General features: G+C 67.3%; 17 protein-coding genes and 1 tRNA gene. 15 read left to right on the plus strand and 3 right to left on the minus strand.

The window, feature by feature from the left end:
* Positions 1 to 124 precede the first annotated feature (124 nt).
* The 6 genes from gltB to EV141_RS00185 all read left to right on the plus strand — a co-directional run bounded on the left by gltB (position 125) and on the right by EV141_RS00185 (position 9154).
* On the plus strand, positions 125 to 4699 hold the full coding sequence (gene gltB / locus EV141_RS00160) for a glutamate synthase large subunit (RefSeq protein ID WP_130483970.1): 4575 nt from the start codon (positions 125 to 127) through the stop codon (positions 4697 to 4699).
* Entirely contained in the window at positions 4692 to 6149 is a 1458-nt protein-coding gene (locus EV141_RS00165; RefSeq protein WP_130483971.1) for a glutamate synthase subunit beta, read from the plus strand. Before gltB ends, EV141_RS00165 begins: the two co-directional genes overlap by 8 nt.
* Before the next feature lie 57 nt (positions 6150 to 6206).
* Complete coding sequence (gene pyk / locus EV141_RS00170; RefSeq protein WP_130483972.1) at positions 6207 to 7664, plus strand: pyruvate kinase; 1458 nt, start codon at positions 6207 to 6209, stop codon at positions 7662 to 7664.
* A 338-nt stretch (positions 7665 to 8002) separates the two neighbouring features.
* Positions 8003 to 8467: a hypothetical protein gene (locus tag EV141_RS00175; RefSeq protein ID WP_130483973.1), complete on the plus strand. Its 465-nt coding sequence runs from the start codon at positions 8003 to 8005 to the stop codon at positions 8465 to 8467.
* 118 nt (positions 8468 to 8585) lie between these two features.
* The gene (locus EV141_RS00180; protein ID WP_130483974.1) at positions 8586 to 8786 is read left to right on the plus strand and encodes a hypothetical protein; all 201 of its coding nucleotides are present in this window, start codon (positions 8586 to 8588) and stop codon (positions 8784 to 8786) included.
* Positions 8787 to 8905: 119 nt separating this feature from the next.
* Positions 8906 to 9154, plus strand: a complete 249-nt coding sequence (locus EV141_RS00185) for a hypothetical protein (RefSeq protein WP_130483975.1) — start codon at positions 8906 to 8908, stop codon at positions 9152 to 9154.
* A 26-nt stretch (positions 9155 to 9180) separates the two neighbouring features.
* Here the strand turns inward: EV141_RS00185 and EV141_RS00190 are convergent.
* A tRNA-Leu gene (locus tag EV141_RS00190) sits at positions 9181 to 9263 on the minus strand.
* Positions 9264 to 9280: 17 nt separating this feature from the next.
* On the opposite strand from EV141_RS00190, the gene EV141_RS00195 reads away from it, so the two are divergent.
* Complete coding sequence (locus EV141_RS00195; RefSeq protein WP_375880254.1) at positions 9281 to 9946, plus strand: ANTAR domain-containing response regulator; 666 nt, start codon at positions 9281 to 9283, stop codon at positions 9944 to 9946.
* A gap of 9 nt (positions 9947 to 9955) precedes the next feature.
* On the opposite strand, the gene EV141_RS00200 is transcribed toward EV141_RS00195, so the two are convergent.
* The gene (locus tag EV141_RS00200) at positions 9956 to 10372 is read right to left on the minus strand and encodes a hotdog fold thioesterase (RefSeq protein ID WP_241969027.1); all 417 of its coding nucleotides are present in this window, start codon (positions 10370 to 10372) and stop codon (positions 9956 to 9958) included.
* Positions 10373 to 10447: 75 nt separating this feature from the next.
* On the opposite strand from EV141_RS00200, the gene polA reads away from it, so the two are divergent.
* The 5 genes from polA to rpsA all read left to right on the plus strand — a co-directional run bounded on the left by polA (position 10448) and on the right by rpsA (position 17975).
* Positions 10448 to 13108, plus strand: a complete 2661-nt coding sequence (polA, locus tag EV141_RS00205) for a DNA polymerase I (protein WP_130483978.1) — start codon at positions 10448 to 10450, stop codon at positions 13106 to 13108.
* A gap of 10 nt (positions 13109 to 13118) precedes the next feature.
* On the plus strand, positions 13119 to 14792 hold the full coding sequence (locus EV141_RS00210; protein ID WP_130483979.1) for a DUF885 domain-containing protein: 1674 nt from the start codon (positions 13119 to 13121) through the stop codon (positions 14790 to 14792).
* Positions 14789 to 15436 carry a DUF4166 domain-containing protein gene (locus EV141_RS00215; RefSeq protein WP_130483980.1) on the plus strand — a complete coding sequence of 216 codons (648 nt, stop codon included), beginning with the start codon at positions 14789 to 14791 and terminating at the stop codon, positions 15434 to 15436. Before EV141_RS00210 ends, EV141_RS00215 begins: the two co-directional genes overlap by 4 nt.
* Positions 15433 to 16389, plus strand: coding sequence for an epimerase (locus EV141_RS00220; RefSeq protein ID WP_130483981.1), 957 nt, complete (start codon positions 15433 to 15435; stop codon positions 16387 to 16389). The genes EV141_RS00215 and EV141_RS00220 overlap by 4 nt, the downstream gene beginning before the upstream one ends.
* Before the next feature lie 143 nt (positions 16390 to 16532).
* Positions 16533 to 17975, plus strand: coding sequence for a 30S ribosomal protein S1 (gene rpsA, locus EV141_RS00225; RefSeq protein ID WP_130483982.1), 1443 nt, complete (start codon positions 16533 to 16535; stop codon positions 17973 to 17975).
* A gap of 74 nt (positions 17976 to 18049) precedes the next feature.
* Here the strand turns inward: rpsA and EV141_RS00230 are convergent, their stop codons facing one another.
* Positions 18050 to 18643 carry a DUF4126 domain-containing protein gene (locus EV141_RS00230; RefSeq protein WP_130483983.1) on the minus strand — a complete coding sequence of 198 codons (594 nt, stop codon included), beginning with the start codon at positions 18641 to 18643 and terminating at the stop codon, positions 18050 to 18052.
* 92 nt (positions 18644 to 18735) lie between these two features.
* Here EV141_RS00230 and coaE point away from each other — a divergent pair, with 92 nt between their 5' ends.
* The 3 genes from coaE to uvrA are packed head-to-tail and all read left to right on the plus strand — an operon-like array spanning position 18736 to position 24395.
* Positions 18736 to 19347, plus strand: coding sequence for a dephospho-CoA kinase (gene coaE, locus EV141_RS00235; protein WP_130483984.1), 612 nt, complete (start codon positions 18736 to 18738; stop codon positions 19345 to 19347).
* Between the two features lie 45 nt (positions 19348 to 19392).
* Positions 19393 to 21459 carry an excinuclease ABC subunit UvrB gene (uvrB, locus tag EV141_RS00240; protein WP_130483985.1) on the plus strand — a complete coding sequence of 689 codons (2067 nt, stop codon included), beginning with the start codon at positions 19393 to 19395 and terminating at the stop codon, positions 21457 to 21459.
* A 38-nt stretch (positions 21460 to 21497) separates the two neighbouring features.
* Complete coding sequence (gene uvrA / locus EV141_RS00245) at positions 21498 to 24395, plus strand: excinuclease ABC subunit UvrA (protein ID WP_130483986.1); 2898 nt, start codon at positions 21498 to 21500, stop codon at positions 24393 to 24395.

The raw sequence follows: 24395 nt of genomic DNA on the forward strand, positions 1-24395 counted from the left end.
TCGCCCGGATCGCCACCACCTTGATCCCGGCTCACGCTTCGCGGCGCGCATTGCTCGCGCATTTCCCCCAGGGCCAGCGCCGTCCCTCCCTTCTGCACGTAACGATGTGAGGACGGTCACGCGTATGACTCACAGTCCCTACCGCCGCTTCTCGGCTCTCCCCGAGAAGCAGGGCGCCTACGATCCCGAGCGCGAGCGCGATGCCTGTGGTCTCGCGATGGTCGCGACCCTGCGCGGAACCGCCGGTCACGACATCATTCAGGGCGCACTCGACGCCCTGCGCAACCTCGAACACCGCGGTGCGGTGGGATCCGACGCCGGCACCGGCGACGGGGCGGGCATCCTCACGCAGATTCCCGACGCCTTCTTCCGCGCCCTCGTGCCGTTCAGCCTCCCCGAGGCGGGCGCCTACGCGGTCGGCGCCGCCTTCCTCCCGACCGACCCGGCCGAGCGCGCGCGCGAGAAGTCCGGCATTGAGGCGATTGCCGCATCCGAAGGTCTGACCGTCCTGGGCTGGCGTGAGGTGCCGATCAACCCGAACGAGGTGGGCGACCTCGCGCGCGAGGCAATGCCCGCGATCGAGCAGCTGTTCCTCGGCTCCGCCCGGTCTGACGCCGACGGGCGGCCACTTTCGGGCATCGCCCTCGACCGTCAGACCTTCCGCGTGCGCAAGCGTGCCGAACGCGAGCTCGGGGCGTACTTTCCGTCGCTGTCCTGCCGCACCATCACCTACAAGGGCATGGTGACGACGCTCCAGCTCGAGCCGTTCTATCCCGACCTGAGCGACGAGCGCTTCACGTCGAAGCTGGCGCTCGTGCACTCGCGCTACTCGACCAACACCTTCCCGTCGTGGCCGCTCGCGCAACCGTTCCGCATGATCGCGCACAACGGCGAGATCAACACGGTGCAGGGCAACCGCAACTGGATGCGCGCGCGCCAGTCACAGCTCGTCAGCGAGCTGCTGGGCGATCTGCGCGACGTCTTCCCGATCGTCACGCCGGGCGCGAGCGACTCGGCCTCGTTCGACGAGGTCGTCGAACTACTGAGCCTCGGGGGGCGCAGCCTCCCGCACGCGATCATGATGATGATCCCCGAAGCGTGGGAGAACCAGACGGGCCTCGACCCCCAGCTGCGCGCGTTCTACGAGTACCACTCGATGCTCATGGAGCCGTGGGACGGCCCGGCGGCGCTGTCGTTCACCGACGGCACGCTCGTCGGCGCGACCCTTGACCGCAACGGGCTGCGCCCCGGGCGCTTCCTCGTCACCGACGACGGCCTCGTCGTGCTCGCCAGCGAGATCGGGGTGCTCGACATCGACCCCGCGCGCGTCGTGCGCAAGGGCCGCCTGCGCCCCGGCGCCATGTTCCTCGTCGACACGGCCGAGGGCCGCATCATCGAAGACGACGAGATCAAGCGCGAGCTCGCCACCCTGCAGCCGTGGGCCGAGTGGCTCTCCGGCAACCGCATCGCCCTCGCGCAGCTGCCCGAGCGCGAGCACATCGTGCACACCCCCGCCTCGATCACGCGGCGTCAGCGCACCTTCGGGTACACCGAAGAAGAGGTGCGCGTTCTGCTCGCCCCCATGGCGAAGGCCGGCGCCGAGCCGCTTGGCGCCATGGGCTCCGACACGCCCATCGCCGTGCTGAGCGAGCGCCCGCGCCTGCTGTTCGATTACTTCACGCAGCAGTTCGCGCAGGTGACGAACCCGCCGCTCGACTCGATCCGCGAAGAGGTCGTCACCTCAATGGCTCTGGGTCTCGGCCCCGAGCGCAACCTGCTCGAAGCGACTCCGCGGCACGCCCGCCAGGTCACGCTCGACTTCCCGGTCATTGACAACGATGAGCTGGCAAAGATTCAGCACATCGACCCGCGCCCGGGTAGCGCCCTCACGACGACGATCAAGGGTCTCTACCGCGTCGACAAGGGGCCGAAGGCGCTCGAGAAGCGCATCCAGGCGATGTGCGACGAGGTCGACGACGCGATCGACGACGGAGCCGAGTTCATCGTGCTCAGCGACCGTGACTCGACCGCCGACCTGGCTCCGGTGCCGTCGCTGCTCATGATCGCGGCGGTTCACCACCACCTGATTCGCACCGAGAAGCGGATGCGCGTCGGGCTCATCGTCGAAGCTGGCGACGTCCGCGAGGTACACCACATCGCGCTGCTGATCGGCTACGGCGCCTCCGCGATCAACCCGTACCTGGCGATGGAGACGGTCGAGAATCTCGTCCGCAGCGGCATGATCACCGGGATCACCCCCGAAAAGGCCGTCGCGAACGTGATCAAGGCGCTCGGCAAGGGCGTGCTCAAGATCATGTCCAAGATGGGCATCTCGACGGTCGGGTCGTACGCGGGCGCTCAGGCGTTCGAGGCGGTCGGCCTCAGCCAAGAGTTCGTCGACCGCTACTTCACCGGCACCACGAGCATCCTGGGCGGCGTCGGCATTGAGACGATCGCCGAAGAAAACGCGCGCCGACACGCGCACGCGTATCCCGCATCCGCCCCCGCGAACCCGCACGAGCGCCTGCCCAGCGGCGGCGAATACCAGTGGCGCCGCGAGGGCCCGCCGCACCTGTTCAACCCCGAGACGGTGTTCCGTCTGCAACACGCCACGAAGTCGGGTCGCTACGACATCTTCCGCGAGTACACGAAAGCCGTCGACGAGCAGGCCGAGAAGCTCATGACGCTGCGCGGGCTGTTCCGCTTCAAAGACGGCCTGCGCGCCCCCGTGCCGCTCGACGAGGTCGAGCCGATCGAGTCGATCGTTCGGCGCTTCACGACCGGCGCCATGAGCATGGGCGCCATCAGCCCTGAAATGCACGAGACGCTCGCCATCGCGATGAACCGCATCGGCGGCCGCAGCAACACCGGCGAGGGCGGCGAAGACGTCGAGCGCCTGCTCGACCCCGAACGCCGCAGCGCCATCAAGCAGGTTGCTTCTGGCCGTTTTGGCGTGACGAGCATGTACCTGACGAACGCCGACGACATCCAGATCAAGATGGCGCAGGGCGCGAAGCCGGGCGAGGGTGGGCAGCTGCCAGCCAACAAGGTGTACCCGTGGATCGCGCGCCTGCGACACGGCACGCCCGGTGTCGGCCTCATCTCGCCGCCGCCGCACCACGACATCTACTCGATCGAAGACCTGAAGCAGTTGATCTTCGACCTGAAGCGCTCGAACCCGAAGGCACGCGTACACGTCAAGCTCGTGAGCGAGTCGGGCATCGGCGCCGTGGCGGCCGGTGTCGCCAAGGCGAAGAGCGACGTCATTCTCATCTCGGGTCACGACGGTGGCACGGGCGCCAGCCCCCTGAACTCGCTGAAGCACGCGGGCACTCCGTGGGAGATCGGTCTCGCCGAGGCGCAGCAGACGCTCATGCTTAACCAGCTGCGCGAACGCGTCACGGTGCAGGTCGATGGCCAGATGAAGACCGGGCGCGACGTCGTGATCGCGGCGCTGCTCGGGGCCGAGGAATACGGTTTCGCGACCGCTCCCATGGTCGTGTCGGGGTGCATCCTCATGCGGGTGTGTCACCTCGACACCTGCCCCGTCGGTGTAGCGACGCAGAACCCCGAGCTGCGCAAGCGCTTCACCGGCACCCCGGAATTCGTCATCAACTTCTTCCAGTTCCTGGCTCAAGAGGTGCGTGAGTATCTCGCGCAGCTGGGCTTCCGCAGCCTCGAAGAGGCCATCGGGCACAGTGAGCTGCTCGACGTTGACCGCGCGATCCGGCACTGGAAGGCTGACGGCCTCAACCTGGCGCCGATCCTGTCGGGCCCGGTGTTCCCGAGCGAGGCCGCGCGCACCCGCCGGGTGGGTCAAGACCACGAGCTCGATGAGCACTTCGACAACCAGCTCATCCGCTTGTCGACCGATGCTCTCGAGCACGCGCAGCCGGTGCGCATCGACCTGCCGATTCGCAACACCGAGCGCGCCGTCGGCACGATGCTGGGCAACGCCGTCACCGTGCGTCATGGCGAGCACGGTCTCGCGCCCGACACGATCGACGTCACCCTCACGGGGTCGGCCGGTCAGAGCTTGGGGGCGTTCATGCCGCGCGGCATCACACTGCGCCTGTACGGCGACAGCAACGACTACGTCGGCAAGGGCCTGTCGGGCGGCCGCGTCATCGTGCGACCCGCACGCGAGGCGGTTTTCCACGCCGAGCGCAACGTCATCGCGGGCAACGTCATCGGGTACGGCGCAACCAGCGGTGAGCTGTTCATTCGCGGCATCGTCGGCGAGCGCTTCCTCGTGCGTAACTCGGGAGCCACCGCGGTCGTCGAGGGAGTGGGAGACCACGCCCTCGAATACATGACCGGCGGTACGGCGCTCATACTCGGCGAGACGGGCCGCAACCTGGGCGCCGGCATGTCGGGGGGCACGGCCTACGTGCTCGACCTCAGCGACGAGCGGGTCAACCGCGATGCGCTGACAACCGGCGAGCTGACCCTCGGCCCGCTCGATGCCGACGACCGTGAGCTCGTCACTGAGCTCTTGAAGAAGCACCACGACGAGACCGAGTCGGCTCTCGCCGCCCGTCTGCTCGCCGACGGCGATGCGGCGCTTGACCGCTTCGTGAAGGTGCTTCCCCGTGACTACGCCGCCGTTCTCGCCACCCGGCAGACGGCGCTCGACGAAGGCCTCGACCCCGATGGCGACATCGTGTGGGGCCGCATTCTGGAGGTGACCGGTGGCTGACCCCCGCGGATTCATCAACGTGCCCGAGCGGGAACTCCCGCCGCGGCGACCCGTTCCGATCCGGCTCATGGACTGGAAAGAGGTCTACGAGCAGGGTGACCCCGGGCAGCTTCGCCGCCAGGCGGGGCGCTGCATGGACTGCGGCATCCCGTTCTGTCACCAGGGCTGCCCGCTCGGCAACCTGATCCCTGAGTGGAACGACCTGACCTGGCGCGGCGAAGGCCGACAGGCCATCGAGCGTCTGCACGCGACGAACAACTTTCCCGAGTTCACCGGCAAGCTCTGCCCGGCGCCCTGTGAGTCGTCGTGCGTGCTGGCGATCAACCAGCCTGCGGTCACGATCAAGCAGGTCGAGGCGTCGATCATCGAGCAGGCCTGGAACAACGGCTGGGTGCAGCCGGCTCCGCCCGAGCGGCTGACCGGCAAGACCGTCGCCGTCGTGGGCAGCGGCCCGGCCGGTCTCGCCGCCGCCCAGCAGCTGACGCGCGCGGGTCACACGGTTGCCGTGTTCGAGAAGGACGACCGCATCGGCGGCCTGCTGCGCTACGGCATCCCCGACTTCAAGATGGAGAAGCGCCACCTCGACCAGCGCCTCACCCAGATGCAGGCCGAGGGCACGCGCTTCCGCGCGGGCGTTGAGATCGGCGTCGACATCACCTGGGACGAGCTGCGTCGCCGCTACGACGCCGTGCTCGTAGCCACGGGCGCGCCGCGTCCCCGTGACCTCCCGATTCCGGGTCGCGACGCGCTCGGCGTGCACTTCGCCATGGAGTACCTGACCCAGTCGAACCGGGTGCAGGCTGGCGACACCGTGGCCGAGCAGATCACGGCTGAAGGCAAGCACGTCGTCGTGCTTGGCGGCGGCGACACGGGCGCCGACTGCATCGGCACGGCGCACCGGCAGGATGCCCTCAGCGTCACGAACCTCGCCATCGGCGTGCAGCCCCCGAGCGAGCGCCCCGACTCGCAGCCGTGGCCCATGCAGCCCACCCTGTTCGAGGTGCAGTCGGCGCACGAAGAGGGCGGTGAGCGCATGTACCTCGCCTCCACCGTCGAGTTTGTGACGAATGATGCCGGCGAGGTTCGGGCTGTCGTGGTCGCCGAGACCGCCTTCGTTGACGGTCGCCGCGTGCCGAAGCCGGGCACCGAACGCGAGATTCCCGCCGACCTGGTGCTGTTGTCGCTCGGCTTCGCGGGCGCCGACACGGCGTCGCTTGATCAGCAGTTCCCGCTTCCGCAGGATGCGCGGGGCACGATCCGCCGGGACGCCGACTACACGACGGTCGAGCCTGGCGTGTTCGTCGCCGGCGACGCCGGTCGCGGCGCATCGCTCATCGTGTGGGCGATCGCGGAGGGTCGCGCGGCGGCGGCCGAGATCGACCGCTACCTGCAGGGTTCCACAGAGCTTCCCGCCCCCGTGCGGGCCACGGACCGCCCCATCGCGGTCTAACACCGCGAGCGCTTCGGCGCCCGCGTCTACCACCACCCCAACTCACTGAAGGACCCCATGAGACGAGCAAAGATCGTCGCGACCCTCGGGCCGGCGACGTCGAGCTACGAGAACATTCGCGCCATCATCGAGGCGGGCGTCAACGTCGCCCGTATGAACCTCAGCCACGGCACCTACGCCGTGCATGAAGAGGTCTACCGCAACGTGCGCCAGGCCGCGGCCGACGCGGGCCGCCCGGTCGCCGTGCTCGTCGACCTGCAGGGCCCGAAGATCCGCCTGGGCAAGTTCGCGAACGGCCCGCACGAACTGGCCGAGGGCGACATCTTCACGATCACGACCGAAGAGGTAGAAGGCACGAAAGAGCTCGTCGGCACGACCTTCACGGGGCTGCCGGCCGACGTGAAGCCCGGCGACTTCCTGCTCATCGACGACGGCAAGGTCAAGGTGCGCGTCATCGACACCGACGGCGTGCGCGTGCGCACCGAGGTCGTCGTCGCCGGCCCCGTGTCGAACAACAAGGGCATCAACCTGCCGGGCGTCGCGGTCAACGTCCCCGCCCTGTCGGAGAAAGACGAAGACGACCTGCGCTGGGGCCTGAAGCTCGGCGCCGACTACATCGCCCTGTCGTTCGTCCGCAACGCTGACGATGTGAACCGCGTGCACGAGATCATGCGCGAAGAGGGGCGCTTCATCCCCGTCATCGCGAAGATCGAGAAGCCGCAGGCAGTTGACGCGCTCGAGGGCATTGTTGACGCGTTCGACGGCATCATGGTCGCCCGCGGTGACCTCGGCGTCGAGCTTCCGCTCGAGGCCGTGCCGATTGTGCAGAAGCGCGCGGTTGAACTCGCCCGCCGCATGGCGAAGCCGGTCATCGTCGCCACGCAGATGCTCGAGTCGATGATCTCGAGCCCCATCCCGACCCGCGCCGAGACCTCGGACGTCGCGAACGCTGTGCTCGACGGCGCCGACGCGGTCATGCTGTCGGGCGAAACGAGCGTCGGCGAGTTCCCCGTCATCACGGTCTCGACCATGGCGCGCATCGTCGACTCGACCGAGGAGCACGGCCTCGAGCGCATTCCTCCGCTCGGCACGAAGCCGCGCACCCAGGGCGGCGCCATCACGCTGGCTGCCGCTGAGGTGGCCGACTTCGTCGACGCGAAGTTCGTGTGCGTGTTCACCGAGTCGGGTGATTCGGCACGCCGCATGAGCCGCCTGCGTTTCCGGATTCCTATGAAGGCCTTCACGCCCGATGAGGCGATCCAGCGCCGCATGGCGCTCACCTGGGGCATCGAGTCGTTCCTCGTCAAGCGCGTCACCCACACCGACGCCATGTACCGCCAGGTCGACGAGGCGCTCCTCGGCAACAACCTCGCGGTCAAGGGCGACAAGGTCGTCGTGATCTCGGGTTCGCCCCCCGGAATCCCGGGCGGCACGAACGACATTCGCGTGCACACCGTCGGCGACACGATCGGCACTGAGCTGCCGGCGTGGCTGGCCGGCGCGAGCGTCGAATAGCCGCCCCGCGCATCCGATACACGAAACGGCCCCGACCAGCGCCTTCCGGCGCGGTCGGGGCCGTTGCTCGGTCAGCCGCTTGAGAGCATCTGGACTCGCCGCCCTCGTTCGGGGGGTTGTGTCTTGGGGGTCCGCCTGTTTGCGTTGAGCGAGAGTCAGTATTGGAGAGAGGCGTGACACGAATGATTAGCGACGGCGAACCGGGCATTCCCGAAACTCCGGCCAGACATGATGAAGTTGGCCCACCGTCGGAACTCTCAGAAACAGATGGGCAGAGAAGTGATGGCGGTGGAGTCCATCCCGGTCACTCCCGCAGCCGTAGGGCTCTCGTTGTTGCAGTGGCAGTGGGATCAGTCGTAGCGGCGGGCGCCATTGGCTTCGCCGCGTGGCAATTGATTCAACCTTCAAAGCTCGAACTCGTCCATGAGGCCTGCGCGGGCACAAACTCGTTGCGTGGTCTCGGCGAAGAGGCTAACCCGGAACAGCCGGAGGAAGAAGATTCCGACTCCCTGGCTGCTGTCGAAGAAGCGTTCGGCAAATACCTCGAGGGAGTCGTTTCAATCGAGGATGATGGCAGTACTTTGCTTGTTCAGACGCAATCGGCTGATGATGACCCGCTCGGCGTCGGCACGCTTGCGCTTGACTGCGTCAACGAGAAACTTGCTGTTCCAACCTGGGTTCAAGAGAGCATTTCGTCGACGCGCGCCTTGGACGGCAGGCAAACAGCGGACTGGGATGGATACAGTGCACAATGGGGCTACCACCCAGATAACGGGCTCAACTTGATCATCCTCAGCAAGTAGGGCGAACATGGTTCGGGGTTGACGCGAATTCATGCGACGCGCGAACATCTACGACTTTCGAGTATGTACTGACGTGGATGTTGCTGGTTGTGGGACTACTGGATCCGGAATCCGCTGAATGCCGATGGCCGTTGCGGCTGAACGTTCCTCGCTCGCGCGCCTCCGATGGAAACGGCATTCTGACGGCGACAAGGTCGTCGTGATCTCGGGTTCGCCCCCCGGAATCCCGGGCGGCACGAACGACATTCGGGTGCACACCGTCGGCTACACGATCGGTACTGAGCTGCCGGCGTGGCTGGCGGGCGCGAGCGTCGAGTAGCCGCCCCACGCATCCGCCACACGAAACGGCCCCGATGAGCGCCTTGCGGCGCGGGCGGGGCCGTCCTCGTTTGTGGGCGGTGGCATCTATCGGTCGGTCGCGTCATGTAGCGTCTGAGGATGCCTCCGATTCGCCCTCCACGTGACGTGCTCCACCGCGCCGCATTTGTCGGTGCAGGTGCGGTGCTCGTGGGAGCCTTCACGGCGTGGCTCGCGCTCCGTCAGTCCGACGCAATTCGGTCCGCGGTCGGGATGGACACCGCGCTGGGCTGGGCGCTGCAGATCATCGCCTACCTCGTGCTCATGACGGGTGTGGCGTCGATCGCCCGCGGCGTGTTTAGCCGAAGCACGGACGAGCCGAGCAACTGATTCTCATCCCTAGGGGGTGTTGTGAGTACCGGCTGTGGGACTCGAACCCACACGCCCTTTCGGACAACGCATTTTGAGTGCGTCGCGTCTACCATTCCGCCAAGCCGGCTCGCGGGCTCGTCGCCGATGCCCGCTGCTCGACCATACCGTAGGCTTCTCGACGTGAGTGAGCAGGAGCAGACCAACACCGCCCCCCGCCGTGTCGTCGTCGCAGAAGACGAGTCGTTGATCCGTATGGACATCGTCGAGATCCTGCGCGACAACGGTTACGACGTCGTCGCCGACGTCGGCGACGGCGAGGCCGCTGTGGAGGTCGCCACCGAGCTGCGCCCCGACGTCGTCGTGATGGACGTGCGCATGCCGAAGCTCGACGGCATTGAGGCCGCAAAGCGCCTCAGCGAGAACCACATTGCGCCTGTCGTGCTGCTGACGGCCTTCAGCCAGAAAGAGCTGGTCGAGCAGGCGAGCGAGGCCGGTGCCCTCGCCTACGTCGTGAAGCCCTTCACGCAAAACGACCTGCTGCCGGCGATCGAGATTGCTCTCAGCCGCTACCAGCAGATCCTGACTCTCGAAGCCGAGATCGCTGACATGGCCGAGCGCTTCGAGACGCGCAAGCTCGTCGACCGCGCGAAGGGGCTGCTCAACGAGCGCATGGGCCTCACTGAGCCCGAGGCGTTCCGCTGGATCCAGAAGGCGTCGATGGACCGTCGCACCACGATGCAGGCGGTCGCCCAGGCGATCATCGATCAGCTCGCGCCGAAGAAAGACGCGAAGAGCGGCGACGAGAAGTAGCTTGCCCCGCTAGCGGTCGCGCAGCATGTTCGTCATGCGCACGGTCGAGAGTCGGCGGCCCTCGTCGTCACGAATGACGATCTCGTGCGTTGCCAGGGTGCGGCCGAGCACGAGCGCCGTGCAGGTGCCGGTCACGACACCGCTCGTCACCGAGCGCGAGTGCGTTGCATTGATCTCGATGCCGACGGCGTAGCGGCCGGGCCCGGCGTGAATGGCCGAGGAGATCGATCCGAGGCTTTCGCCGAGCACCACGTGGGCGCCGCCGTGCAGCAGGCCGATGACCTGCGTGTTGCCCTCGACGGGCATGGTCGCGACGGATTTCTCGGCCGAGAGCTCGAGAAACTCGATGCCCATCTTCTGGGTGAGCGCCCCACCGCCCGATTCGACGAGGCGGGCCACGAGCTCCGGGTCGAGGTCATCGGGGATGCGCGTCACGGGTTCTCCTCGCGGGCGTCGGGCGGTCTCGGTGCCGCGTCGGCGCGCGCCGTTAGGCTGGCGGGCGTGACGGACTCCGCAAAGCCTACTCTGCTCATTGTCGACGGCCATTCGCTGGCATTCCGGGCCTTCTACGCCCTGCCGGTCGACAGCTTCGTCACGCGTGACGGGCAGCACACGAACGCCATCCACGGCTTCATCTCGATGTTCCTGGGGCTGCTCGCGAAAGAGAAGCCGACGCACGTGGCGGTGGCGTTCGACATCTCGCGCCACTCGTTCCGCACCCGCGAGTACCCCGAATACAAGGGCACCCGCGGCGAAACGCCGCCCGAGTTCGTCGGTCAGGTGCCGCTCTTGCAAGAGGCCCTCGCGGCAATGAGCGTGACGACGATCACGAAAGAAGACTTCGAGGCCGACGACATCCTCGCCACCCTCGCGTACCAGGGCTCCGAGCAGGGCTTCGACGTGCTCGTCGTCTCCGGCGACCGCGACACGATTCAGCTCGTCAACGAACGGGTCACCCTGCTCTACCCGAACGCCCGCGGCGTCAGCGAGCTGAAGCGGTACGACCCCGACGCGGTGCGCGAGCGCTACGGCGTAGGCCCCGAGCAGTACCCCGAGATCGCGGCTCTGGTCGGCGAGACGAGCGACAACCTGCCGGGCGTCGACAAGGTGGGCGAGAAGACCGCGGTGAAGTGGATCACGCAGTACGGCTCACTCGAGGCCTTGCTCGAGCACGCCGACGAGATTAAGGGCGTCGTCGGCAACAACCTCCGTGAGCAGCGCGACCGGGCCGAGCGCAACCGTCGTCTCAATCGCCTGGTCACCGATGTCGAGCTGCCGGTCGGGCCCGCCGACCTCGAACGCAAGCCGATGGACGTTCCGGCCGTCAAGAGCGTCTTCGAGCGCCTGCAGTTCCGCACCCTCACCGAGCGCGTGCTGAAGATCGCTGCAGCCGAGGGCGCCGACATGGGCGACGCCGCCGACCCGGCGGCCGCCGCCCGCGACGCGGCCCCCGCCGTGCGCACCCTCGTCGACGAGGAGCTCGCCGCGTGGCTCCGCGCGAACGCAACAGGCGAAGTCGCCGTCGTCGTCGAGTCGGACACCGAGGCGCTGCGGGCGATCGGGCTCGCCACCGCGAGCGAGACCGTTCAGGTGAACTGGGCTGCTCACCGCCCTGACTACGCCGCGCTCGAAGAGTGGCTCGCGGGCGACAGCCCCAAGGTCGTCGCCGACGCGAAGCAGCTCACGGCGGTCCTCGACCGCGACGGGATGCGCGTGGCCGGCATCGTGTGGGATGCGAAGCTCGCCGCGTGGCTGCGTGCCCCCGGCACGCGCACCGCAAACCTCGCCGAAATCGTCGACGATGTGCTCGGCGAGACGCTGCCGCAGGCCGACCCCAACCAGTTGCTTCCCGACACCGAGGCTGTTCCCGCCGCGACGAGCGCCTGGTATTTGCTGCGCGTGGCCGAGGCGCAGCGTGCGCGTCTCGACGACGGTTCGACCCGCGTGCTGACCGACATCGAGGTGCCCCTCGCGCCGGTGCTGTCGCGCATGGAGTCGATCGGTGTCGCCGTCGATCGCGATGGGCTGCAGTCGCTGCGCACCGAGCTCTCCGAGACGGCGGCCGGCCTCGCGGAGCGCGCCTTCGCCGAGATTGGCCGCGAGGTGAACCTCGGCTCGCCGAAGCAGCTGCAGCAGGTGCTGTTCGACGAGCTTGGCATGCCGAAGACGCGCGCCACGAAGACCGGGTACTCGACCGACGCGGCGTCGCTCGCCGATCTGCAGGCGAAGCACCCGCATCCGTTCCTCGGCATTCTGCTCGAGCACCGTGACGCGACGAAGCTCGGCCAGATCGTCGAGAGCCTCGACAAGGCGGTGCGCGCGGACGGTCGCATCCACACCACCTACGAGCAGACCGGCACCTCGACCGGTCGCGTGTCGTCGACCGACCCGAACCTGCAGAACATTCCGGTGCGCACCGAGGTGGGCCACCGCATCCGGGCCGCGTTTGTTGCCGGCGACGGCTTCGAGAGCCTGCTCACCGCCGACTACTCGCAGATCGAGATGCGCATCATGGCGCACCTCTCGGGTGACGCGGGGCTGATCGAGGCGTTCCGCTCGGGCGAAGACCTGCACCGCTTCGTCGGCGCCCGCATCTTCGGCGTCGAACCCGCCGAGGTGACGGCCGAGATGCGCACCAAGGTCAAGGCGATGAGCTACGGCCTGGCCTACGGGCTCAGCGCCTTTGGCCTGAGCAAGCAGCTCGGCATCGAAACGGCCGAGGCAAAGCAACTGATGAGTGACTACTTCGCGCGCTTCGGTGCGGTGCGTGACTACCTGCGCAGCGTCGTCGAGACGGCGCGCGGCACGGGCTACACCGAGACGATCTTCGGCCGCCGTCGGCCCTTCGGCGACCTCAACTCGCCCAATCGGGTGCTGCGCGAGAATGCCGAGCGTGCGGCCTTGAACGCGCCGATTCAGGGCACGGCTGCCGACATCATCAAGATCGCGATGCTGGGGGTCGCCGACGATCTGCGCGAGCGCGGCCTGCAGTCGCGGCTGTTGCTGCAGGTTCACGATGAGCTCGTGTTCGAGGTCGCGGCGGGGGAGCGCGACGAGCTCGAGCAACTCGTCCGTGACCGCATGGGCGGTGCCGCTGAGCTGTCGGTTCCGCTCGACGTGCAGGTGGGAGTGGGTCAGAACTGGGACGAGGCCGCGCACTAGGCTCAACCGCATGACCGAGAGCACTGGCGCTCACGAAGCGCGCACCCCCACTGAGATTGACCGCATTGCCGAAGACTGGGTTGACACGCTCGTCACCCTGAGCCCCGAGCTCGCCACCTACATTGGCGCCGACGGCAAGCTTGACGAGTACAGCGACTACTCGCCGGCGGGCCTCGAGGCGACCAAGCAGGCCGCGCGGGCAACGCTTGCGGCACTGGAGGCGGCCACCCCCGTCGACGACACTGACCGCGTCACGAAGGTCGACCTGTCGGCCGAGATCCAATTGCAACTCGATCTGGATGCGGCGGGCTGGGATGCGCGCGATCTGAACGTCCTCGCCTCGCCCGCCCAGGGCATCCGCGAAATTTACGACCTCATGCCCACGGCGACGGAAGACGACTGGGCGACCATCTCGCGCAAGCTGACCCGAGTCGCCGGTGCCCTTGAGGGCTACGCCGAGACGCTGCGTCACGGCATCGCGTCGGGCAACACCCCTGCCATCCGTCAGGTGCGCGAGGTGCTCACCCAGGTGCGCACGAACGCCGCCGCCGACGGCTTCTTCCATGAACTCGCAACGAGCGCCGAGGTGTCAGACGCGCTGAAGGCCGACCTGGCCGAGGGTGCGCGCCAAGCTGCCGAGGGCTACGCCCGCTTCGGCGACTTCCTCGAGAACGAGCTGGCCCCCGCCGCGCGCGCGGACGACGCGGTGGGGCGCGAGCTCTACCAGCTGCTGTCGCGCCGCTTCCTCGGCGCCACGATCGACCTCGACGAGACGTACGAGTGGGGCATCGAAGAACTGCAGCGCATGGTCGACGAGCAGACGCGCATCGCCGACCAGATCCTGCCGGGCGCGAGCGTCGAAGAGGCGATCGCCCACCTCGAGAAGGACGAGTCGCGCAAGCTTCGCGGCCGCGACGCGCTGCAGGCGTGGATGCAGCAGCTGAGCGACACCGCGGTCGACGAGCTGTCGCGCACCCACTTCGACATTCCCGACCCCGTCAAGAAGCTCGAGTGCATGATCGCCCCGACCCCGGGCGGCGCGATCTACTACACGGGCCCGACCGACGATTTTTCGCGCCCCGGCCGCATGTGGTGGTCGATCCCCGAGGGTGTCGACGAGTTCGACACCTGGCGTGAGACGACCACGGTCTACCACGAGGGCGTCCCGGGTCACCACCTGCAGATCGGTCAGGCTGTCTACAACCGCGCGCAGCTGAACTCGTGGCGACGCCTGCTCGCCGGCACAAGTGGCCACGCCGAGGGCTGGGCGCTGTACGCCGAGCGTCTGATGGAGGAGCTCGGCTACCTCGACGACCCGGCCGACCGCCTCGGCATGCTCGACGGCCAGCGCATGCGGGCCGCCCGCGTCGTGCTCGACATCGGCGTGCACCTCGGCAAGATCCACCCCGAGACGGGCAAGGTCTGGACGAGCGAGGACGCCTTCGCGTTCATGCGCAAGAACGTCAACATGAACGACGGCTTCGTGAACTTCGAGGTCAACCGCTACCTCGGCTGGCCTGGGCAGGCGCCGTCGTACAAGGTCGGCCAGCGCATCTGGGAGCAGCTGCGCGCCGAGGTGAAGGTGCGCGAGGGTGCCGCCTACAGCGACAAGGCGTTCCACAAGCGCGCGCTCGACATCGGCGGCGTCGGCCTCGACACGCTGAAGACCGCTCTACTCGGGTGACGCAGCGTTCGCCGAGCGCCGCCTCGTCCCGCCGTTCGGCGTGGGAGGCGGCGCTCGGCGACGCGGTCGACCGACTGCACCCGCGCATCCGCGAGTACGTTCGCCCGGTGCCGGCAGGTTGCGTCGGGCGCGGCTCAGGAACCTTCACAACGGCGGGGTGCCGCCGCGCGTGGCTCACTCCCGCCTTCTGGCTCGCGGCGTACAGCGGGATCGCGTTCCCTGAATTCGAGCGCGACGTTCCGTTCACGATCGAGAACCGGGCGGATGCGCGGGGCGCGATCCGCGCATCCCGCACGCTGGGCTTCTCATCGCGAACGCGAACCATGACCGACCGGGTTCGCCCGGCGCGCGGCGGGGGAGCGATTGACGCGATCGGGCGAGGCGGGTGCGTCGAGACGAAGCTGGAGGCTCATGTTCGCGATGGCGCGCTCTGTCTCACCTCGCGCGACGTTCGCGTTCGTGTGGCAAGCCTGTGGTTCGCGGTTCCGCGGGCGCTGCGGCCGACGATCACGCTCGTTGAACGGTGGGACGATCGCGTGGGGCGTCAGCACGTCGATCTTCGCGTCGCGCTTCCCCGCATCGGCACCGTGTATGGATACGCGGGCCACTTTGACTACCGCATCGAGAGAAACGAGACCGTGTGACACAGCGCATCGTCATCGCGGGAGCCTCGGGCTTCATCGGGCGCACGCTTCAGGCGCATTTCGCCGACGTTCGCGGGTGGGAGGTCGTGACGATCGGCCGCGCGGACGCGGTGCGGTGGGGCGACGCGACGGCGATCCGATCGGCAGTCGATGGCGCCAGCCTGGTCGTCAATCTCGCGGGCAAGAGCGTCAATTGCCGCTACTCGGCGGCGAACAGGGCCGAGATTGTGCGCTCGCGTGTCGACACCACGCGGCAGCTGGCCGACGCGATCGCCGCCGTTGAGCGACCACCGGCGCTGTGGGTGAACTCTTCGACCGCAACGATCTACCGGCACGCCATGGACCGCCCGCAGACCGAGAGCAGTGGCGAGCTGGGGGACGGCTTCTCGGTGAGTGTCGCGCGGGCGTGGGAGGACGCATTCTTCTCCGCGGAGCTGCCAGCCACTCGGCGTGTGGCTTTGCGCATGGCGATCGTGCTCGGGGACGGCAGCGCGCTCGAGCCGCTCGCCGCGCTGACGCGCGCTGGGCTGGGCGGCGCCCAGCGCGACGGTGTGTGGTTCCGGTCGACGCGCCGGCGGGCCGCGGGTACTGAACACCGTCCCGGAAGTTCGGGCGGTCGACAGAAGTTCAGCTGGGTACATGTCGACGACGTGGTCCGGGTTGTCGACTGGGTCAGCGAGCGGGCAGATATCGAGGGCGTGCTCAACGTCGCGTCCCCGCATCCGGAAGACAACCGGCGTCTCATGGCTCACCTACGGCGCATCCTGCACCGCCCGACCGGGCTTCCGATGTTCCGGTGGATGCTCGAACTCGGCTCGATCGCAATCCGCACCGAAACCGAGTTGGTGTTGAAGAGTCGATGGGTGCTGCCCGAGCGCCTGATGGCGGAGGGATTCACGTTTGCCCACGCCGACCTCGAGAAGGCGCTTGCGAGCATCCTTGCCCCTCGATAGATCGTCGTTTGGTGGGGGAGTGTCGCCCGCGCTAGGCTGGAGAGTCGTCGATTTGACGACAATCCTGTCCGCATGCCCGGGCGACACTCCTCGCACCACGTCGTTTTGGGCCCGAACCCTGTCCGCATCGGAGCAACCACTACATGACAACCGCAACGACCAACGCCCCCAAGCAGATCGCGATCAACGACATCGGGTCTGCTGAAGACTTCCTGGCGGCGGTCGAAGAGACCCTGAAGTTCTTCAACGACGGCGACCTCATCGAAGGAACCGTCGTGAAGATCGACCGCGACGAGGTCCTCCTCGACGTGGGCTACAAGACCGAGGGTGTTATCCCCTCCCGCGAACTCTCGATCAAGCACGACGTCGACCCCTCCGAGGTCGTCGCCGTCGGTGACATGGTCGAAGCCCTCGTTCTCCAGAAGGAGGACAAGGAGGGTCGCCTCATCCTGTCGAAGAAGCGCGCGCAGTACGAGCGTGCGTGGGGCGACGTCGAGAAGATCAAGGACTCGGACGGTGTTGTCACCGGTACGGTCATCGAGGTCGTCAAGGGTGGCCTCATCGTCGACATCGGCCTCCGCGGCTTCCTCCCCGCCTCGCTCATCGAACTGCGCCGCGTGCGTGACCTCACCCCGTACCTGGGTCAGGAGATCGAGGCGAAGATTCTCGAGCTCGACAAGAACCGCAACAACGTCGTTCTGTCGCGTCGCGCGCTGCTCGAGCAGACCCAGTCGGAGAGCCGCTCGAACTTCCTGAACGCTTTGGCCAAGGGCCAGGTCCGCAAGGGTGTCGTGTCGTCGATCGTCAACTTCGGTGCGTTCGTGGACCTAGGCGGCGTGGACGGCCTCGTGCACGTCTCCGAGCTCAGCTGGAAGCACATCGAGCACGCCAGCGAGGTCGTCGAGGTGGGCCAGGAGGTCACCGTCGAGATCCTCGAGGTCGACCTCGACCGCGAGCGCGTGTCGCTCTCGCTTAAGGCGACCCAGGAAGACCCGTGGCAGGTCTTCGCCCGCACGCACGCCATCGGCCAGATCGCTCCGGGCAAGGTCACGAAGCTCGTTCCGTTCGGTGCGTTCGTTCGCGTTGCCGACGGCATCGAGGGCCTCGTGCACATTTCGGAGCTGTCGAGCAAGCACGTCGAGCTCGCCGAGCAGGTTGTTTCGGTCGGCGACGAGGTGTTCGTCAAGGTCATCGACATCGACCTCGAGCGTCGCCGCATCTCGCTGAGCCTCAAGCAGGCCAACGAGGGCGTTGACCCCGAGGGCACCGAGTTCGACCCGGCCGTCTACGGCATGCCGACCGAGTACGACGAGCAGGGCAACTACAAGTACCCCGAGGGCTTCGACCCCGAGTCGGGCGAGTGGAAGGACGGCTTCGAGGAGCAGCGCACCAAGTGGGAGCAGGACTACGCTGCCGCCCAGGCGCGCTGGGAATCGCACAAGAAGCAGGTCGCCCAGTCGATCACCGACGAGGCCGAGCTCGACGTTCCCGCTGCGGGTTCGTTCACCTCCGACTCGGCCGGCGCGGGCACCCTCGCGGACGACGAGTCGCTCGCCGCGCTTCGCGAGAAGCTCTCCGGCAACTAACGCCGCGCGCCTGAGGGCGCACAGCGCAACGCGGGTCGTTCTCCCCTTCCGGGGAGGCGGCCCGCGTTCGGCGTTTAGGCGGGCACGCTGCGACGCCGCTCGCGTGCGCGACGCAGGATAACGATCACGGTGACGACGAGGGCAATCAGCACGACCGCGACGATGAGCGGAAGGACGAGGGCCGAGAGGCTGAGCACGACCGCGGTGATGTCCTCCGCCGTCGACAGCGCCGGGGCGGCCGCACCCGCACTCAGCGTGTTCGCGGCCACCCGCACGAGTGCCTTGAGTAGGTGAACGGCGAGGGCGATCCCCACACCGATGGCGATCGGCACCCAGTCGCCCGACTCCACGAAGGCCGCGGGATCACTCACCGCGACGGTCTCGGCGAGGGCGCCGCCGCCGAAAACGATGCCGCCTGACGCGGGGCGCACGATCGACTGCAGCCAGTCGTTGATCGAGTCGACCGCGGGAATCTTGTCCGCGATGACTTCGACGACGAGCAGCAGGGCGATGATGCCCAGCACCCACTCGTTCGACAGCCACGTCCAGCCGCCCGGCAGCGAGACGCCGTCGATGAAGCGGCCGGCGAGCCCCAAGACGAGCAGAGGAATGTAGGCGTTCAGCCCCGCGGACACCGCGAGCCCTGCGCCTGTCAAGATCTCGAGCATGGGGTCCTCCCGCGGGGTGTCTCTGCGGCCATGCTAAACCCGCGCACTGCGCGGTGCGGCGACGCTCAGGGCCTCCCCACTAGCCTGAGCGCATGGATGTCGTGGGCCTGACCGGAGGCATTGCTGCGGGTAAATCGACGGTCGCCCGACGGCTCGCTGAGCTCGGCGCCGTCGTCATCGACGCCGATGCGCTGGCTCGCGAGGCGGTCGCACCGGCGAGCCCGGGACTGGCCGCGATCGCCGAGCGCTTCGGAGACCAGCTGGTGCTGCCCGACGGCTCGCTCGACCGGGCGGCGCTCGGCCGCATCGTCTTCGCCGACGATGACGCGCGCCAGCAGCTGAACGCCATCGTGCATCCTGAAGTTCGCCGCCTGTATGCCGATGCGGTCGCGGATGCGCGGGCGCGCGATCCACGGGCGGTGATCGTCTACGACGTTCCGCTGCTCGCTGAGGCGCGCGCGGCCGACGAGTTCGGCACGATCGTGGTGGTGGATGCGCCGGGTGAGGTTCGCATCGAACGGCTCGTCACGGTGCGTGGCATGGATCGCGCCGACGCCTCGAATCGCGTCGCCGCACAGATCAGCGATGCCGAGCGGCGAGCGATGGCGGATGTCGTGATCGACTCCTCGGGAAGCATGGAGGAGACGGTGGCGCAGTCCGACGCGCTGTGGCGCCGCTTGCTCGCGGAGCGAGACAGCGGCTGAGCGCACGCCCAGAGCCGTGTCGGGGGTGCGGCCTAGTCTTTTCGCATGCAAGCGACTCGTTCCGTGCGCCCCTTCGAGGTTGTCAGTGAGTATCAGCCGAGCGGTGATCAGCCTCAGGCGATCGCCGAGTTGGCGGCTCGCATCAACGCGGGCGAGACCGACATCGTGCTGCTCGGCGCGACTGGCACGGGCAAGAGCGCGACGACCGCCTGGCTGATTGAACAGGTGCAGCGCCCGACGCTCGTCTTGGCACACAACAAGACCCTGGCTGCGCAGCTCGCGACCGAGTTTCGCGAGCTCATGCCACATAACGCCGTCGAGTACTTCGTGTCGTACTACGACTACTACCAACCCGAGGCCTACGTTCCGCAGACCGACACCTTCATCGAGAAAGACAGCTCGATCAACGCCGAGGTTGAGCGTCTGCGCCACTCGACGACGAACGCGTTGCTGAGTCGCCGCGACGTGGTCGTGGTCTCCACGGTCTCCTGCATTTACGGCCTCGGTGCTGCGGAAGAGTACCTCGAGGCCATGGTGGCGCTGCAGGTCGGCCAGACGATTTCGCGCGAGCAGCTCATTCGGGCCTTCGTCGCGATGCAGTATCAGCGCAACGACGTCGACTTCTCGCGGGGTAAGTTCCGCGTGCGCGGCGACACGATCGAGATCATCCCGGTGTACGAAGAGCTCGCCATTCGCATTGAGATGTTTGGCGACGAGATTGAAGCCCTGTACGCCCTGCACCCCCTCACGGGAAACGTCGTCTCAACCCTCGACGCCGTATCGGTGTTTCCGGCCACCCACTACGCCGCGTCACCCGACACGATGCAGCGCGCGATCGGCACGATTCGCACCGAACTCGATGAGCGGCTCGCCGAACTCGAGCGCCAGGGCAAACTGCTTGAGGCTCAGCGACTGCGCATGCGTACGACATACGACCTCGAGATGATGGAGCAGATCGGTTTCTGCAACGGCATCGAGAACTATTCGCGGCACATCGACGGCCGCGCCGCGGGCGAACCACCCCACTGCCTGCTCGACTACTTCCCCGACGACTTCCTCGTTGTGATCGATGAGAGTCACGTCACCGTGCCGCAGATCGGTGCGATGTACGAGGGCGATGCCAGCCGGAAGCGCACCCTCGTCGAGCACGGCTTCCGACTGCCGAGCGCGCTCGATAACCGCCCGCTGCGGTGGGAAGAGTTCCTCACCCGCACGGGGCAGAAGGTCTACCTCTCGGCGACGCCCGGCAAGTATGAGCTGGGTGTGTCCGATGGCGTGGTCGAGCAGATCATTCGGCCCACCGGCCTCGTTGATCCGCAGATCGTCGTGAAGCCCTCGAAGGGCCAGATCGATGATCTGCTCGAGCATATTCGTGTCCGGGTCGAGCGCGACGAGCGCGTGCTCGTCACGACTCTGACGAAGAAGATGGCCGAAGAGCTCACCGACTTCCTCGAAGAAGCCGGGGTACGCGTGCGCTACCTGCACTCCGACGTCGACACGCTGCGACGCGTCGAGCTGTTGCGCGAGTTGCGTCAGGGCGTCTACGACGTGCTCGTCGGCATCAACCTGCTGCGTGAGGGTCTCGACCTGCCCGAGGTGTCGCTGGTTGCGATCCTCGACGCCGATAAAGAGGGGTTCCTGCGCTCGTCCACCTCGCTCATCCAGACCATCGGTCGTGCCGCCCGTAACGTCTCGGGCGAGGTGCACATGTACGCCGACGTCGTGACGCCGTCCATGGCGCAGGCCATCGACGAGACAACGCGTCGCCGCGAGCGCCAGGTTGCGTACAACCTCGAGAACGGCATCGACCCGACCCCGCTTCGCAAGCGCATCGCCGACATCACCGATCAACTCATCCGCGAGGGCGAAGACACGAAAGAGTTGCTCGCGGGCCGCGACGGCGGCAAGCGTGCCGCGACGCCCGCGAAGCGGCGCGAGGGGAAGGCTGCCGAAGGGGCCGCCGAGCTCGAGTCGATCATCGCCGACCTCACGGCGCAGATGCTGTCGGCGGCCGACGAGTTGAAGTTCGAGCTCGCCGCGCGCCTGCGCGACGAGGTGCAAGAGCTGAAGCGTGACCTGCGACAGATGTCGGAGGCCGGCCACGTCCGCTGAGAGCGAGCCGGGCATCCGTGTCGGAGGCGGAGCCTAGAATGACGCGAGTGCCGGCAACCCCCCTCGAATCCGCCCCCCACCTCAGCGTGCGCGGTGCGCGCGTGCACAATTTGCGCGACGTCGACCTCGTCATTCCGCGCGACGCGCTCGTCGTCTTCACCGGGCTGTCCGGCTCGGGCAAGAGCTCACTCGCCTTCGACACGATCTTCGCCGAGGGGCAGCGTCGCTACGTCGAGTCGCTCTCGGCGTATGCGCGGCAGTTCCTCGGGCAGGTCGACCGCCCCGACGTCGACTTCATCGAAGGGCTGAGCCCCGCCGTCTCGATCGACCAGAAGTCGACAAACCGCAACCCGCGCTCAACCGTCGGCACGATCACTGAGATCTACGACTACATGCGACTGCTGTGGGCGCGAGTCGGTATTCCGCACTGCCCGATCTGCGGTGAGCGCATCCAGCGCCAGACGGTGCAGCAGATCGCCGACGAGCTCATGACGATGGAGGAGGGCACGCGGTTCCAGGTGCTCGCACCGGTCGTGAGCCAAAAGAAGGGCGAGTTCGTCGACCTCTTCGCCGAGCTCGCGCAGGCCGGGTACTCCCGCGCCGTCGTCGACGGCGAGACGATCTCCCTGGCCGAGCCGCCCACGCTGAAAAAGCAGAACAAGCACGACATCTCGGTGGTCGTCGACCGGCTCGTCGCGAAGCCCGATCTGCTCGGGCGACTCACCGACTCGCTCGAGACCGCAGTGGGCCTGACCGACGGTCTGATCGTCATCGACTACGTCGACCGCGACGCGAAGGCCAAAGACCGCACGCGCACGTTCAGCGAGAAGCTCAGCTGCCCGAACCGGCACCCGCTTCAACTCACCGAGATCGAGCCGCGCACCTTCTCGTTCAACTCGCCGTTCGGCGCGTGCCCCGTGTGTTCAGGGCTCGGCACCCGCATGGCCGTCGACGTCGAGCTGCTCATCGGTGACCCCAGCCTGTCGCTGAACGACGGCGTCATCTTGCCCTGGAACCAACAGGGCAAGGGGCTGTACAGCTACTTCCAGAAGCTGCTGGGCGGGCTCGCACGCGATCTCGGCTACTCGCTCGACACCCCCTGGGGCGAGCTCGAAGAGAGCACGCAGCAGGCGATCCTGCACGGCAACGACTTCGAGGTGCGAGTCAAGTGGCGCAACCGCTACGGCCGTGACGTGTCGTACTCGACGGGCTTCGAGGGAGTGATCCCGTACATCGAGCGTAAGTACGCCGAGGCCGAGAGCGACTGGTCGCAGCAGCGATTCGCCGAGTACCTGCGCGAGGTGCCGTGTTCTGAGTGCGACGGCGCGCGGCTGAAGCCCGAGGTGCTGGCGGTGCAGGTCTCGGGTCGGTCAATCTCCTCGGTGGCCGAACTCAGCATCCAAGATGCGTATGCGTTCATGGAATCGCTGACCCTCACCGAGCGCGAGGCGGCGATCGCCGCCGCCGTGCTGCGCGAGATCCGCGCCCGCCTCGAGTTCCTGCTCGAGGTCGGCCTCGGCTATCTCACCATGGCGCGTGCCGCCGGCTCGCTGTCGGGTGGCGAGGCGCAGCGCATCCGTCTGGCGACGCAGATTGGATCGGGCCTGACCGGCGTGCTGTACGTGCTCGACGAGCCGTCGATCGGTCTGCACCAGCGCGACAACCGGCGCCTCATCGACACCCTCGTGAAGCTCAAGAACCTCGGCAACACCCTGATCGTGGTGGAGCACGACGAAGACACCATCCGCACCGCCGACTGGGTCGTCGACATCGGGCCGGGCGCGGGAGAGCACGGTGGTCGCGTCGTGCACTCGGGTTCGTACGCGGGGCTCATCGAGAACCCCAAGTCGATCACGGGTGACTACCTCGCCGGTCGTCGGCACGTCGTCGAGCGAGTCGAACGCCGCGCGATCGACCCCGAGCGGGCGCTCACGGTCGTCGGCGCGAAGGCGAACAACCTGCGCGACGTCACCGTCGACATCCCCCTCGGGGTGTTCGTGGCGGTCACGGGTGTCAGCGGTTCCGGCAAGTCGAGCCTCGTGAACGACATCTTGTACAAGGTGCTGGCCAACAAGTTGAACGGCGCGCGTCAGGTGCCCGGCAAGCACACCCGCGTGCTCGGGCTCGAACACCTCGACAAGGTGGTGCACGTCGACCAGGCGCCGATCGGTCGCACCCCCCGCTCGAATCCCGCGACCTACACGGGCGTGTTCGATCGCATCCGGCAGCTGTTCGCCGAAACCCAGGAGGCGAAGGCGCGCGGCTACCAGCCCGGGCGCTTCAGCTTCAACGTGAAGGGCGGGCGCTGCGAGAACTGCGCGGGCGACGGCACGATCAAGATCGAAATGAACTTTCTGCCCGACGTCTACGTCGCGTGTGAGGTCTGTGGCGGTGCGCGCTACAACCGCGACACCCTGCAGGTGCACTACAAGGGCAAGAACATTGCCGAGGTGCTCGACATGCCTATTGAGGAGGCTGCCGAGTTCTTCGAACCGATCAGCGCGATCCACCGCTTCCTGAAGACCCTCGTCGATGTGGGGCTCGGTTACGTGCGTCTCGGCCAGAGCGCGACCACCCTGTCGGGCGGCGAGGCGCAGCGCGTGAAGCTCGCCACCGAACTTCAGAAGCGCTCGAATGGTCGCAGCATCTACGTGCTCGATGAGCCGACCACGGGCCTGCACTTCGAAGACGTGCGCAAGCTGCTCATCGTCTTGAACGGTCTCGTTGACAAGGGCAACTCCGTCATCGTCATCGAGCACAACCTCGACGTGATCCGCGCGGCCGACCACCTCATCGACCTCGGCCCTGAAGGGGGTTCGGGCGGAGGGCAGGTCATCGCGGTTGGCACGCCCGAAGAGGTGGCCCGCGTCGAGGCAAGCCACACCGGTGCCTTCCTGCGCGAACTGCTGCCGGCGCTCGAGGTCGTCGAGGCCTGA

Origin of the sequence: Microcella putealis, from assembly GCF_004216575.1 — a bacterium.
Lineage (GTDB): Bacteria > Actinomycetota > Actinomycetes > Actinomycetales > Microbacteriaceae > Microcella > Microcella putealis.